We start from the raw sequence: 11988 nt of genomic DNA on the forward strand, positions 1-11988 counted from the left end.
GCGTGCGTCAGCTCTGCAGAGCCGCGCCGAGCAGCGCCAATCCCAGCAACAGAACCAGGGCAGCGCCGGCGATCTCGATGCCGTTCGAGATCCGGGCAGCCGCCGCGCCGTTTGCCGCATAGCGCAGCGCAACGCCCTTGGCGGTGACGGCCATGGTCGCGAGGATTGAGACGGTGATCGCCGTACCGATCGACATGGCGAAGACCGAAAGCACGCCGCCGAGGTAAAGCCCGTTCAGGAGTGCGAAGGACAGCACGATGAGTGCGCCGGAGCACGGGCGCAGGCCGACGGCGATGACCGCTGACCAAGCTTCGCGGAGCGCAAAACGATCCCCTTTCAGCATCGACGGGTCGGGCGCATGCGCATGGCCACAGCTTGAGCAGACTTCGCCCGGGCCATGGCTGTGCCCGTGGTGATCATGATGGTGGCTATGATGATGATCGTGATGATCGTGATGGTGATCGTCCGCGAGCTGGACGTGCCCGCCGCCGGCAACGGAAGCCAAGGCAACCGGACGCAGCATCGACCGTAGCTTGCGCAGGAGAAGCCAGCCGCCGAAGGCGGCGATCAGCGCGTAACTTGCGATCTCCAGCCAGCGCGTTGCGCTCGTCATGCTGATCGAGGTACCGCGCAGGATGAGGTAAACGGCGCCGATCAGGAGGATCGCGACCACGCCCTGCAGCAGCGAGGACAGGAAGGAGAGCAGCACGCCGCGCTTCAGTTCCGTCTCGTTGGCGATCATGTAGGACGAGATCACCGCCTTGCCGTGGCCGGGGCCGGCGGCATGCAGTACGCCATAGGTGAAGGACAGGCCGACCAGCGACCAGAGCTGCCAGGGGTTCTCACGCATCCCCTTCAGCGCATTGGTCATCAGCCGGTAGAAGCCCTGCTGCTCCATGTTGATCCAGGCGAAGAAGCCGCCGAGAAAACCGGTCGTCTTGAACGCGGGCTCGGCCGTGCCGATGCCGAGGGGCGACTGCGCCGCGGCGATCGTTGCAGAAAGCGCCGTGACGAGGAGCGCGGCCGTGACCAGACGTGCGATCCCGCGGGTGTTCAGCATGTGATCTCGATCCTGGTTGCAAACAGCTTCGACATGTCGGTGCCCGTCGGGTCGCTCCAGAAGGCGTCGGTCAAGGTGTCCTTGTTCTCGGCGAGAACTTCGTCGGGATCAGGGCGAACGACCTTGTGCTCACAGGCATTGATCTTGTCGCCGACGACGGTCAGGTCATCGTCGGTGGCGAAGTCCATGGCCGTATACATCGTTGGATCGTAGACGCCGAAGGAGAGCTTGCCCTTGAGCGGCGTCGGCTCGGCCGGCTTGACCGCGAACATCATCAGCAATTGCCCGTCCTTGTAGTCGACGGTGATGTGATCCGGCTTGTTGACCTTGATGGTTTTGCCGTTGTCGAGGATCGTCGTGTAATAATTGTACTCGGACAGGGACTCCATCACCGTCTGCCCGACTTCGGCCAATTCATCCGGATCGAGCGTCGCGTTCGAGTTCTTGTCGAAATCGAGCACCACGCTGGAGGAGAACAGTTCGTCGAAGCGCCAGACGTTCCTGAGTTCGCTGATCTCGTCCTTGTCGTCGGAGACGACCTCGAGGCGCGCTTCCGCAAAGATGTGCGGGTGGGCAAAGGCCAGCGACGGGGCAGCCAGGGTGGCAAGGCCGGCCATGACGAGGCGTTTGGTTCTCATGTGGCGGCAATCCTTTCGGCTGGAGCGATCGCTCCGCGATTCGTTTCCGGGAATGTACCGGAAATGGGACGGAATTGGGACTTTGAGGTGCCGGCGCCCGATCACCGTGGCTTGCGAAACCAGGCGTGCAGGAAGTCGACGAGGGTTCTGACCTTGGCCGGGAGGTAGCGGCGATGCGGATAGATCGCATAGATGCCGCGGTCGCGGGGGAGGAAATCGTCGAACAGCGTGACGAGTTCGCCGGTAGCGATTTTCGGGCGGGCGATGAAATCCGGGATGATCGATACGCCGAGGCCGGAGACGGTGGCTCTGAGGGCTGCAAGCGGGCTGTTGACCTCGATCGGGCCGCTGACGGGCACGGTGAAGGCCGAACCATCGGGCTCGACGAAGCGCCAGTTGGAGTAGGAGCGGCCATTGGTATCGAGAATGCAGGGCAGCTTGGAAAGGTCCGTCGGGTGAGCGATGGGGCCAGATTTTTCCAGGAATTCCGGGGCAGCGCAGATCAGCACCTGGAAATCGTCGAGCTTGCGGGCGATCAGCGTCGAATCTTCGAGCCGGGTGATGCGGATGGCGACGTCGAAGCCTTCCTCGACCAGATCGACGAAACGGTCGTCGGAGATGATTTCGAGCGAGAGTTCGGGATGCTGCTTGCCGAAATCGACCAGCGACTGGCCGATGTCGGCATCGACGAAGGTGCGCGGCGCGGTGATGCGCAGCCGTCCCTTGAGGTCGGAGTTGTTGGCGCGCACGAGATCGGCGAGATTGTCGATCTCCTTCAGGATTTCCGATGCGGTGCGATAGTAGGTGTGGCCAGCCTCGGTCAGCGAGAACTGCCGTGTCGTGCGGTTGAGGAGCAGCGCACCGAGTTCATCCTCGAGCTCGCGCACATATTTCGAAAGCAGCGCCTTCGACTTGCCGACACGCCTTGCGGCGGCCGAGAACCCCTCGGCGTCCACGACATCGATAAAGGCGCGGATGCGGGTGAGTGTGTCCATGGCGATCTTTCTTTCGTGCTCTCAATCGTGCTTCGCCGATTCGCCGGCGAAGGCCTCTTTCCGCGTCGATAATGCAGACGGCAGATTGTCCGTCGCTTGCGTCATTGCGCCGGGTTCTGCCTTCAGTGCCGGTTCTTATAAATAATAGTCTTCTTTCAATGCTTTAGCGTTGTGGACGATCTGGCGCCAAGCGTTCAAAATTTGTGAACATCGACAGTTTTGCCCGGCTGGAAAAAAATTCAACCGTGGTTGTGAAAAAACTCTTGATTACGACGGGCTTTTTTCTTACCTACGCCCTTGCCCAAAGTCGCACGTGCCTGTGGGTGTCCGCCGACCCTCGATTAGGTGAGGGTATCGGTAAGGTACCTGGAACTAACCCCTCCAGTCGCTATTCCGGCCAACCGGGAAATGCGAGGACATCTTGAAGCAACGACGGTGCGGGCCTTTCTGGTGTCTGCCGGCTTTCCAACAGCCGGGGTTACTGAAGAGGCACACCTTCATTGCCGGAAGTGCGGTTGGGTTATTCCCTCCAATCCATGGCAGACAAAGCCGAATTGAAGCCTAGGCGGGCTTTGATTCACCGTTCGCGCATCGAGCGCATGCATGGTTCCGGGGTCTCCACCGGCTGGTTCCAGAGCATGTGCGCGTATGCCCTTTGTCCTCCGCGAAAGCGGGGCATCTTGGATCAGGGGAATATGGCCATGACCACGGCTCGCATCATCGACTTCATCAACACCCGACGACCGGAAGGCCCGTGCCTTGTTGTCGACCTCGACGTCGTGCGCAACAATTTCAAGGCTTTCCGCCATGCGATGCCGGACAGCTCGATCTATTATGCGGTCAAGGCAAACCCGGCGCCGGAAATCCTGCGCCTGCTCGCCGGCATGGGCTCCTCCTTCGATTGCGCGTCCGTCGCCGAAATCGAAATGGCACTCGACGCCGGTGCGACCGCGAGCCGCGTCTCCTATGGCAACACCATCAAGAAGGAGCGCGACATTGCCCGCGCCCACGCGCTTGGGGTCAACCTGTTCGCGGTCGACAGCCACGAGGAAGTGGAGAAGGTTGCCCGCGCAGCCCCCGGCGCTCGCGTGTTCTGCCGCGTCCTGACCGATGGTGAAGGCGCCGAATGGCCGCTGTCGCGCAAGTTCGGCTGCGTCCCGCAGATGGCCGTCGACGTGCTCGTCTACGCCCACCAGCATGGCCTCGTTTCCTACGGCGTCTCGTTCCATGTCGGTTCGCAGATGACGAAGCTGGATGCCTGGGATCAGGCCCTTGCCGATGCCAAGCGCGTCTTCGTGCAACTGGCCAAGCAGGGCATCGAGCTCAAGATGGTCAACATGGGCGGTGGCTTCCCGACGAAGTACCTGAAGGACGTGCCGACGGCGGAAGCCTATGGCCAGGCGATCTTCGGCGCGCTGAAGAAGCACTTCGGCAACCACATCCCGGAAACGATCATCGAGCCCGGTCGCGGCATGGTCGGCAACGCCGGCGTGATCAAGGCGGAAGTCGTTCTCGTCTCGAAGAAGTCGGACAACGACGCCCATCGCTGGGTGTTCCTCGACATCGGCAAGTTCGGCGGACTCGCCGAAACCATGGACGAAGCGATCCGCTACCCGATCCGTACGGCGCGCGATGGCGACGAAATGGAGCCTTGCGTGCTCGCCGGCCCGACCTGCGATTCGGCCGACGTGCTCTATGAGAAGAACATGTATCCGCTGCCGATCACCCTTTCGATCGGCGACGAGGTTCTGATCGAAGGTACCGGCGCCTATACGACGACCTACTCGGCCGTCGCCTTCAACGGCTTCGAGCCGCTGAAGGCCTATGTGATCTGATCCGGCCTGCTCCCGTCCTCGGGCGGGAGCGCCACTTCACAATTTTCGTTCGGTCCGCCTGAAGCGGTTTTGATGACGGGAGGCCCCGATGGCCGCTGTTGTTGACGCCCTGCGCGCGTTTTTCGCGCCCACTACATTTGTAATCGATGCCGAGAATCCGGGCGACGTCGTCGCGCGCGAGAACCTGCTCGACCGTGCCATGGGGCCGGAGCGCCGCCGCAAGTCGTCGGAGAAGCTGCGCAGCGGCCGGCTGCCAGCCGAAGGCCTTGCCTTCGTCGCCCGCGATGTCGATGGTCACGTGATCGGCACGGTCCGGCTCTGGAACGTCGAGGCCGGCGTCAGCCGTGAGGGCCATGCCGTGCCGGCGCTGCTGCTCGGTCCGCTCGCAGTCGACCCCGCCCATGAGGGCAAGGGCATCGGCGGCATGCTGATGCGGGCTGCTATCGAAGAGGCCAAGAACCGCGGCCATGGCGCGATCCTGCTCGTCGGTGATGCTGCCTATTACGAGCGCTTCGGCTTCTTTGCCAGCCGCACCCAGCATCTGGTGATGCCAGGGCCGTTCGAACGCGGCCGGTTCCTGGCGCTCGAGCTTCGGGACAACTGGCTCGAGGGCACTGCCGGCCTGATCGTCGCCAGCGGCCGCAAGCTCGCCATGCCGCCGGTTCGCCGCGCCGCCTGAGATCTCTTTCCGCCGCCAACCCTGCGGTGGCGGATTTTTCGCTGCTCCCTCGCTGGTCCGATCTGATCGGCGAGGGGGCAGACGCATGACATGCCGGGCGCTCCCTGCTGATGGGTTTGTGATCTTCCTTGACAATGCGGCACCGCTGACCTGTCCTTGCGGCAAGGCCTCGTTGCAGGCGGATGGAAGTCTCGCGCATGGATCCGTTCATTTTCGGGGCAGCGACCCTGCTGCCCTTTCTACTGACATCCTTCATCATCGAACTGACGCCGGGACCGAACATGGCCTACCTCGCCATGGTCGCGGCCTCGGAGGGGCGCAGGCCCGGCATGGCGACCGTCGCCGGCGTGGCGCTCGGCCTGGCGATCGTCGGCCTTGCCGCATCCTTCGGGGTCGCCGAGTTCGTCGGCCAGTCGGACATGCTCTATGGGGCGCTTCGCTGGGCAGGCGTCGGCTTCCTGCTCTATCTCGCCTTCGAGGCCTGGAACGGTGACGGTGAGGAGGCGGGGCCGAGCGGCAAGCCCGCATCCTTCTATTTCCGGCGTGGCCTGATCACAAATCTGCTCAATCCGAAGGCGGCGCTGTTCTTCGTCACCGTGCTTCCGACCTTCGTCGACGATACACGCCCGCTCTTGCCCCAGAACCTGACGCTTGCCGCGCTCTATGTGGGGGTCGCGACCGCGGTTCATGCCGCGATCGTGCTTCTGGCCGGGGCGTTGGAGCCGGTCCTCAACTCGCCGGCACGCGAACGGTTGGTGCGGCGTGTGCTCGCGCTGATGCTTGCGGCCGTGGCGATCTGGTTCGGCTGGTCGACGCGCCGTTAAGGCGGGTCAGGACGGGCTCTCGACCTCGCGGGCGTCGTAGCAGACGAAGGCCAGCTTGTTGCCGTCGGGATCACGCACATAGGCCGCGTAGAAGCCATCGCCATATTGCGGACGGAAGCCTGGTTTTCCCTCTTCGCTGCCGCCGCGCGCCATGGCGGTCTCGAACAGCCGGTCGATGACCTCGGCGCTTTCCACCAGGAAGGCGGTCATCGCACCGTTGCCGACCGAGGCGGCTTTCCCGTCGAAGGGGTGGCAGGCAAAGAAACGGGGCGCCTTGTCATCATCCTTTCGACCCCAGGAGGAAACCTGCTCGTCGCAGTAGCAGCGCTCCTGGCCGATCAGCGCCATCACCGGATCGTAGAAGCGCTCTGCGCGCCTCAGGTCCGCCGTTCCGACCATGGTGTAGCCGATCATGCCTGTCTCCTCGCCTTGCCTGATGGGGGTGGTCTGTTTCGGTGGCAAGTCGTCTCACACCTGCTTTAGGCACGCAACAGCGGCGATCGGGATTGGAAGGAATGACCGATCGTGTCCGCGTCACCGCCCGCTTTTTCACGCGGGCTATTCGCCGTCGAGATAGGCGCGCCCGCGGCCGGACAGGCGATAGCCGACATCGAGGCTTTCGGTGAGGCCGAGCTCCTTCAATTTGCGGATGCGCGCCTTGAGCTTCAGTTTCTCCATGCCGATGGCAGCGCTCAGCTCCGCTGCGGTCGTCCCGTCACGGACGGCGATCAGCTGCAGTACCGGACGCGTCCAGCCCATGCCGGCGCTGTCGTCGAAGCGCGCGAGCTTGCGGTCGATTTCTGCCCGTCCTTCACCGTCGAGGTCAGCCGCTTCCCGCAGGGCGATGCGTGGATCGTCGCCGGTCCGGTGGAAGGCGATGCGATAGCAGCGCCCTTCGGTGCGCGCGGTAAGCTCCTTCGCGAGGGCGGCGCGATCGGCAAAGCCGGCTTTGCGGGCATCGCTGTCGGTAATCGCGCCTTCGTCGATCTCGTCGACGGCATCGATAGCGAGAACACCGACTGCCGTGCGTAAGCTACCGCCGGCCTTGACAGTCGGCTTGGTCCAACGCCGGAAGGCCAAGGTTACGTCGCCGCCGGCGATGCCAGCGAGCACGTTTTGGCGAAACAGCATTTCAGGCGGTGGCGCGGCGATAGAGGGCGAGCGAGCCGGCGAGCGCCAGCAACGCGCCGCCGCAGAGGCGGTCGAGCCAGACGGCGCCGGAGCGCTTAAGGAAGGCTGCAGCCTTCGCGCCGAGCAGCGCATAGCCGAACATCACGGTGAAATCGACGACTGCGAAGACGAGCGCAAGCATGGCGTATTGCGACGCCTGTGGTGCCGTCGGATCGATGAACTGCGGCAGGAAGGCGGTGAAGAACAGATAACCCTTGGGATTGGTGACAGCGACCAGGAAGCTTTTGAGGAAAATCGCGGCAGAGGAAACGGGAGCCGCGCCGCCGGCTTCGTTTGCCACCTGGATCGTCCCTTTCGACCGCAGCAGCATGATGCCGAGAAAGGCCAGATAGCCCGCGCCCAGCCATTTGACGACGGTAAACCAGAATTCGGAGGCCGCCAGCAGCGCGCCGAGGCCAAGCGCGACCGCGCCGATCAGCACGAAATCGGAGAGCACGGCGCCGACCATGCCCGCGGTTGCGCGCCGCACCCCGTAGCGCGATCCGTTGGTGAGTGCGAGGAGGACCGTCGGGCCCGGTGTCGCGATGCCGATGAAGGCAACCAGCGCGAATGCGAGTATCGTCATTTCGGTCATGAGTTCCTCCCTCATCGTCTCCTTCAGTCGTCCCACAGCTTTTGCGCGTGCGCAATCGTGTTTCGCGGGGTCGCAGCCGCATTTCCGGGCCTGGTTTGACAGTCGAGGCGGCATCCCCTATGGAAGCGGCAGGGTGAAGGTCCCTGCCGTCCGCGAGCGTCATGCTTTGGTGAAGTCCTTCTTTTGAGACACGGTCAGCCGAAACGGCATGCGAACCGGTGGCAATGCGGGCTCCCATCTTCAAGGAATGCATGCCGCTGCAGGAGACCTTCTCATGACGCGCGGATCAATCCCGCTTCCCTCGCTCGACGCCCTGAAAGACCAGGCCAAGCGTCTGCGCACCCGCCTCGCATCCGAAGGCGAAACCATCGGCCATTCCCGCTCGCTCGAGCTGATCGCCGCACAATATGGCTATCGCGACTGGAACACGCTGCATGCCGCCGTCGGCAACCGGCCGCCCTTCAATCCCTGGATGCTCGGGTCCCGCGTGAAGGGGCGCTATCTCGGCCAGACCTTCGAAGGCGAGATCCTGGGCGTCCAGGCGATCGCGGCGCAGCCGGGACGCTATCGTCTGACGATGAAATTCGACCAGCCCGTCGACGTCGTCACCTTCGAGAGCTTCTCGGCCTTCCGCCAGCGGGTCACCGCGACGGTGGACGAGAGTGGCCGTACGGTCGAAAAAACCTCCAACGGGATCCCGCAACTCGAACTTGAATGGTGAGGCGCGGCCACCGCCTGCCGAGGCCCTGCGGACATGTTCGTTTCCGTTCCGGCGCCGAAGTTCAACCCAACGTCCCCGAGGCCAGCGCCTTCCGGGGGCGTTTTCGTTTACGGGATGATGACGGGCGCGCCGTGCTGAGCGCGCGGTCCTGCCGGCCCCTTCGGACATCACGCTTCCCAAGTCAGTTGCGAATGGGATGCATTTGCACTATTGATGTTGTTGCAAATGATTTGCAGAAGCAGGTGGATCGTTGCTTGCCCCAGTCAGGCGCGGTGCGGTGCGTGTTACCCAATGAGGGAGAGGGGCGAATATGGACAAGCCGACAAGACCGGACCTACTGCGAAGGCGCAGTCTGCTGATGGGCGGGCTGGCGGCAGCGGGTGGAACGGCGATCTGCACCAGCGCCGCCTTGGGTCAACAACAGGCGAGCCATGTCGGTCATGCCGCGCCATCGGGAGCGGCGGGACAGGAGCCGATGCTGGCCATGGGGCATGGCGCGATGATGACGGTCGGCGAGGTCGATAGCGCCGTCAACGGCTTCGACCCGACGGAGATGCTCACAGATTGGGACACGGGTACGGTTTCGACGCTGCCGGACGGACGGACGCTGCGCACCTTCGAGATGACGGCGGAGGACCGCGAGATCGAAATCGCGCCCGGCATCAAATTTCCCGCCTGGACCTATAACGGTCGGGTCCCCGGGCCGGCGCTCCGGGCGAAGGAAGGCGAGCGGCTGCGGATCGTCTTTCGCAACTATGCTTCGCATCCGCACTCGATCCATTTCCACGGTATTCACGCGGCGCGCATGGACGGCGTTCCTGGGGCCGGCATGGTCGATCCGGGTGACGAATTTATCTATGAGTTCGATGCCAAGCCCTTCGGCTGCCATCTCTACCACTGCCATGCGATGCCGTTGCGCCGGCACATCCACAAGGGCATGTACGGCGCCTTCGTGATCGATCCCGACCCGGAGCGCCGGCCGGAGCATGTGGAGGTCGCCCGCTCCAGGCTGCTCGGCACACCAGAGAATGCCGGTTGGCAGGAACTGGTGATGGTGATGAATGCCTTCGACACCAATTTCGATGCCGAGAACGAATTCTATGCGGTCAACACCATCGCGCACGCCTTCATGAAACGGCCAATCCGGATCGTGAAGGGCAGGCCGGTGCGCATCTATCTCATCAACGTCATCGAGTTCGACCCGATCAACTCCTTCCACCTGCACGCCAATTTCTTCGACTATTACGATCAGGGCACGACGTTGACGCCGACTTTGAAAACCGTCGATCTCATCACCCAGTGCCAGGCGCAGCGCGGCATCCTCGAATTCACCTTCGCTGAGCACGAACCCGGCCTCTACATGTTCCACCCGCACCAGACCGAGTTCACTGAGCTTGGTTGGGTCGGCGTGTTCGACGTGGTGGAGGCGCTCGCATGAACGAGATGCCAAGAGCTGCCATTCGCGCGGCAAAGACCAACCTGGTGTGGCTGGCGTTGCCTCTTATCGTCTTTGGCATCGCCGTTGCCTGGCTCGTATCGACCGATCCGTTGTCGGGCTTCCGCAACGGTGCGCCGCCGGTCGAAAACCTCACCTTCGAAAGAACCGTTCTCGACGATAGTGGTCTCAGTCTGCTTGTTCGCGCCGGCGGATCGGAACCGATGACGGTGGCACAGGTCCAGGTGGACGACGCCTATTGGCAATTCGCCCAGGACCCGCCGGGGCCGATCGCACGCGGTGGGGCCGCATGGCTGAAACTGCCATTTCCCTGGATGCTCGGTGAGGCGCATGCCGTGAAGGTGGTGACCAACACCGGCGCCACCTTTGCGCATGACATTGCGGTTGCCGTGCCGACGCCCCAGGCGACGACGGGCCAATTGCGGCTGCAAGCCCTGGTCGGCATCATCGTCGGCATCGTGCCCGTGGCCGTCGGGCTGATGTTCTATCCGGTGCTGCGTGGTGTTGGGCGCGAGGGCATGGCCTTTCTGCTGTCGCTGACGATCGGCCTGCTCGGCTTCCTGCTGGTCGATGCGAGTGGCGAGGCGCTCGAGCTTGCCGGCGAAGCCGCGGCGATCTTCCAGGGGCCAGTCATGGTGGTGCTGGCGGCTTTAAGCAGTTTCCTCCTGCTGATGGCAATCGGCCGGCGAAGCGGTGCGCCGACCGGGCTGGCGCTCTCCACCTACATCGCGCTCGGCATCGGCCTGCACAATCTTGGCGAGGGGCTGGCGATCGGGGCCGCCTTTGCGGCCGGCTCGGCCGGGCTCGGCACCTTCCTCGTGCTCGGCTTTGCGCTCCACAATGTCACCGAAGGCATCGGCATCGCCGCGCCGATCCTGAAGAAGAGGCCGCCGCTCTCGGTCTTCGTCGGATTGACACTGCTGGCGGGCAGCCCGGCCGTCATCGGCATGTGGCTCGGCAGTCTTGCCGCCTCGGCGCAATGGTCCGCCTTGGCGCTGGCGATCGGGGCAGGCGCGATCCTGCAGGTGATCGTCGAAGTGGGCGCCTATCTGATGCGCCAGAGCGAGCGCCGGAGCGACGTGTTCCTGACGCCGCCGGTTCTGGCCGGCCTCGCAGCCGGTGCGGCATTCATGTATGCCACCGCGGCGCTGGTGAAGATCTGACGGGCAACAGGATGGGATCAGACGATCGTCTGGTCCATCTCCGCTGCCGGAATTTCATCGACGCGATGGATGCGCACGACGGTTGCCGGCACGCCCGCGACGGTGGTGCGCGGCGGAACGGTCTTGAGGACGACGCTGCCGGCGGCGACCTTGCTATAGGCGCCGACCTCGATATTGCCGAGGATCTTGGCGCCGGCGCCGAGCATCACGCCGCGGCCGATCTTCGGGTGGCGGTCTCCGGTTTCCTTGCCGGTACCGCCGAGCGTGACGTTCTGCAGGATCGAGACCTGATCTTCGATGACCGAGGTTTCTCCGATGACGATGCCGGAGCCATGGTCGAGCATGACAGCCTTGCCGATGCAGGCGGCCGGATGAATGTCAGGTCCGAAGACGAGCGAGGCGAGGTTCGAAAGCCAGCTCGCGACCTCACGGCGGCCATCGACCCAGAGCTGGTGAGCAGCGCGGTAGGTCTGCAGTGCCTGAAAGCCCTTGAGGTTCACCAGCACATGCTTGAGGCCCGGGCAGGCCGGGTCACGCTCTTTCACCGCCTGAAGATCGGCTTCGGTCGCCAGCAGGATCTGAGGGTTTGCCTTGAAGACGTCGGTGAGCAGCTGCGCAAGCGAGCGTTCGTCGACGCGCGCGACGGCCAAGCCGGCTGCGAGCACGCCGGCCAGCAATTCGGCATCCGATCCGGCATCGATGATCGGCATCAGGGCGGGCGCCATGACCGGTTCACGTGCGGCAAGCGCGCGCGCTTCCGCCCGGATCAGGCTCCAGACCGCGCCATCGGCGAGCGGTGCCGCAAGCGAGCCTTCGTACCGTAGCGTCTCAATCAATGCGGTCATGCGCCAC

The 11988-nt window shown here is 63.7% G+C and carries 13 protein-coding genes; 6 read left to right on the forward strand and 7 right to left on the reverse strand.

Translation table 11 applies throughout. From position 1 onward, the window contains the following. Positions 1 to 7: 7 nt before the first annotated feature. The 3 genes from IB272_RS25940 to IB272_RS25950 all read right to left on the reverse strand — a co-directional run bounded on the left by IB272_RS25940 (position 8) and on the right by IB272_RS25950 (position 2693). Positions 8 to 1060, reverse strand: a complete 1053-nt coding sequence (locus IB272_RS25940) for a nickel/cobalt transporter (protein ID WP_113135911.1) — start codon at positions 1058 to 1060, stop codon at positions 8 to 10. Further along, positions 1054 to 1698 (reverse strand): DUF1007 family protein, encoded by a 645-nt coding sequence (locus tag IB272_RS25945; protein ID WP_192445413.1) that lies wholly within the window; start codon positions 1696 to 1698, stop codon positions 1054 to 1056. The genes IB272_RS25940 and IB272_RS25945 overlap by 7 nt, the downstream gene beginning before the upstream one ends. A gap of 101 nt (positions 1699 to 1799) precedes the next feature. Continuing rightward, positions 1800 to 2693, reverse strand: coding sequence for a LysR family transcriptional regulator (locus IB272_RS25950; protein WP_060517532.1), 894 nt, complete (start codon positions 2691 to 2693; stop codon positions 1800 to 1802). 695 nt (positions 2694 to 3388) lie between these two features. Between IB272_RS25950 and odc2 the strand changes: the two genes are divergently transcribed. The 3 genes from odc2 to IB272_RS25965 all read left to right on the forward strand — a co-directional run bounded on the left by odc2 (position 3389) and on the right by IB272_RS25965 (position 6031). After that, complete coding sequence (gene odc2 / locus IB272_RS25955; protein ID WP_218686560.1) at positions 3389 to 4528, forward strand: ornithine/lysine decarboxylase; 1140 nt, start codon at positions 3389 to 3391, stop codon at positions 4526 to 4528. Positions 4529 to 4616: 88 nt separating this feature from the next. Further along, positions 4617 to 5207 carry an N-acetyltransferase gene (locus IB272_RS25960; RefSeq protein ID WP_060581264.1) on the forward strand — a complete coding sequence of 197 codons (591 nt, stop codon included), beginning with the start codon at positions 4617 to 4619 and terminating at the stop codon, positions 5205 to 5207. Between the two features lie 197 nt (positions 5208 to 5404). Beyond that, positions 5405 to 6031, forward strand: a complete 627-nt coding sequence (locus tag IB272_RS25965) for a LysE family translocator (RefSeq protein ID WP_034786964.1) — start codon at positions 5405 to 5407, stop codon at positions 6029 to 6031. Positions 6032 to 6037: 6 nt separating this feature from the next. Here the strand turns inward: IB272_RS25965 and IB272_RS25970 are convergent, their stop codons facing one another. The 3 genes from IB272_RS25970 to IB272_RS25980 all read right to left on the reverse strand — a co-directional run bounded on the left by IB272_RS25970 (position 6038) and on the right by IB272_RS25980 (position 7796). Then, a complete protein-coding gene (locus IB272_RS25970; protein WP_034786961.1) occupies positions 6038 to 6445 on the reverse strand; it encodes a VOC family protein in 408 nt (135 codons plus the stop codon). Between the two features lie 144 nt (positions 6446 to 6589). Continuing rightward, positions 6590 to 7162 carry a hypothetical protein gene (locus tag IB272_RS25975; protein ID WP_060581265.1) on the reverse strand — a complete coding sequence of 191 codons (573 nt, stop codon included), beginning with the start codon at positions 7160 to 7162 and terminating at the stop codon, positions 6590 to 6592. A gap of 1 nt (position 7163) precedes the next feature. Next, complete coding sequence (locus IB272_RS25980; protein WP_060581266.1) at positions 7164 to 7796, reverse strand: LysE family translocator; 633 nt, start codon at positions 7794 to 7796, stop codon at positions 7164 to 7166. Between the two features lie 274 nt (positions 7797 to 8070). Here IB272_RS25980 and IB272_RS25985 point away from each other — a divergent pair, with 274 nt between their 5' ends. From IB272_RS25985 to IB272_RS25995, 3 genes are all read left to right on the forward strand, one after another. Continuing rightward, the gene (locus IB272_RS25985; protein ID WP_060581267.1) at positions 8071 to 8517 is read left to right on the forward strand and encodes a glyoxalase superfamily protein; all 447 of its coding nucleotides are present in this window, start codon (positions 8071 to 8073) and stop codon (positions 8515 to 8517) included. A gap of 310 nt (positions 8518 to 8827) precedes the next feature. Beyond that, complete coding sequence (locus tag IB272_RS25990; protein WP_060581268.1) at positions 8828 to 9955, forward strand: multicopper oxidase domain-containing protein; 1128 nt, start codon at positions 8828 to 8830, stop codon at positions 9953 to 9955. After that, complete coding sequence (locus tag IB272_RS25995; protein ID WP_060581269.1) at positions 9952 to 11136, forward strand: metal transporter; 1185 nt, start codon at positions 9952 to 9954, stop codon at positions 11134 to 11136. Before IB272_RS25990 ends, IB272_RS25995 begins: the two co-directional genes overlap by 4 nt. A gap of 17 nt (positions 11137 to 11153) precedes the next feature. Here IB272_RS25995 and cysE read toward each other — a convergent pair whose 3' ends face one another. Beyond that, entirely contained in the window at positions 11154 to 11981 is an 828-nt protein-coding gene (gene cysE, locus IB272_RS26000; RefSeq protein ID WP_060581270.1) for a serine O-acetyltransferase, read from the reverse strand. Positions 11982 to 11988: the final 7 nt, after the last annotated feature.

Source organism: Ensifer sp. ENS08, from assembly GCF_014852195.1.
Classification (GTDB): domain Bacteria; phylum Pseudomonadota; class Alphaproteobacteria; order Rhizobiales; family Rhizobiaceae; genus Ensifer; species Ensifer adhaerens.

Excerpts from the sequence above, each read along its gene's own strand:
- IB272_RS25980 (WP_060581266.1), bottom strand. The coding sequence starts at position 7,796 with ATGACCGAAATGACGATACTCGCATTCGCGCTGGTTGCCTTCATCGGC.
- IB272_RS25950 (WP_060517532.1), bottom strand. The coding sequence starts at position 2,693 with ATGGACACACTCACCCGCATCCGCGCCTTTATCGATGTCGTGGACGCC.
- IB272_RS25945 (WP_192445413.1), bottom strand. The coding sequence starts at position 1,698 with ATGAGAACCAAACGCCTCGTCATGGCCGGCCTTGCCACCCTGGCTGCC.
- IB272_RS25990 (WP_060581268.1), top strand. The coding sequence starts at position 8,828 with ATGGACAAGCCGACAAGACCGGACCTACTGCGAAGGCGCAGTCTGCTG.
- odc2 (WP_218686560.1), top strand. The coding sequence starts at position 3,389 with ATGGCCATGACCACGGCTCGCATCATCGACTTCATCAACACCCGACGA.
- IB272_RS25995 (WP_060581269.1), top strand. The coding sequence starts at position 9,952 with ATGAACGAGATGCCAAGAGCTGCCATTCGCGCGGCAAAGACCAACCTG.
- IB272_RS25940 (WP_113135911.1), bottom strand. The coding sequence starts at position 1,060 with ATGCTGAACACCCGCGGGATCGCACGTCTGGTCACGGCCGCGCTCCTC.
- IB272_RS25965 (WP_034786964.1), top strand. The coding sequence starts at position 5,405 with ATGGATCCGTTCATTTTCGGGGCAGCGACCCTGCTGCCCTTTCTACTG.
- IB272_RS25985 (WP_060581267.1), top strand. The coding sequence starts at position 8,071 with ATGACGCGCGGATCAATCCCGCTTCCCTCGCTCGACGCCCTGAAAGAC.
- IB272_RS25960 (WP_060581264.1), top strand. The coding sequence starts at position 4,617 with ATGGCCGCTGTTGTTGACGCCCTGCGCGCGTTTTTCGCGCCCACTACA.
- IB272_RS25970 (WP_034786961.1), bottom strand. The coding sequence starts at position 6,445 with ATGATCGGCTACACCATGGTCGGAACGGCGGACCTGAGGCGCGCAGAG.
- cysE (WP_060581270.1), bottom strand. The coding sequence starts at position 11,981 with ATGACCGCATTGATTGAGACGCTACGGTACGAAGGCTCGCTTGCGGCA.
- IB272_RS25975 (WP_060581265.1), bottom strand. The coding sequence starts at position 7,162 with ATGCTGTTTCGCCAAAACGTGCTCGCTGGCATCGCCGGCGGCGACGTA.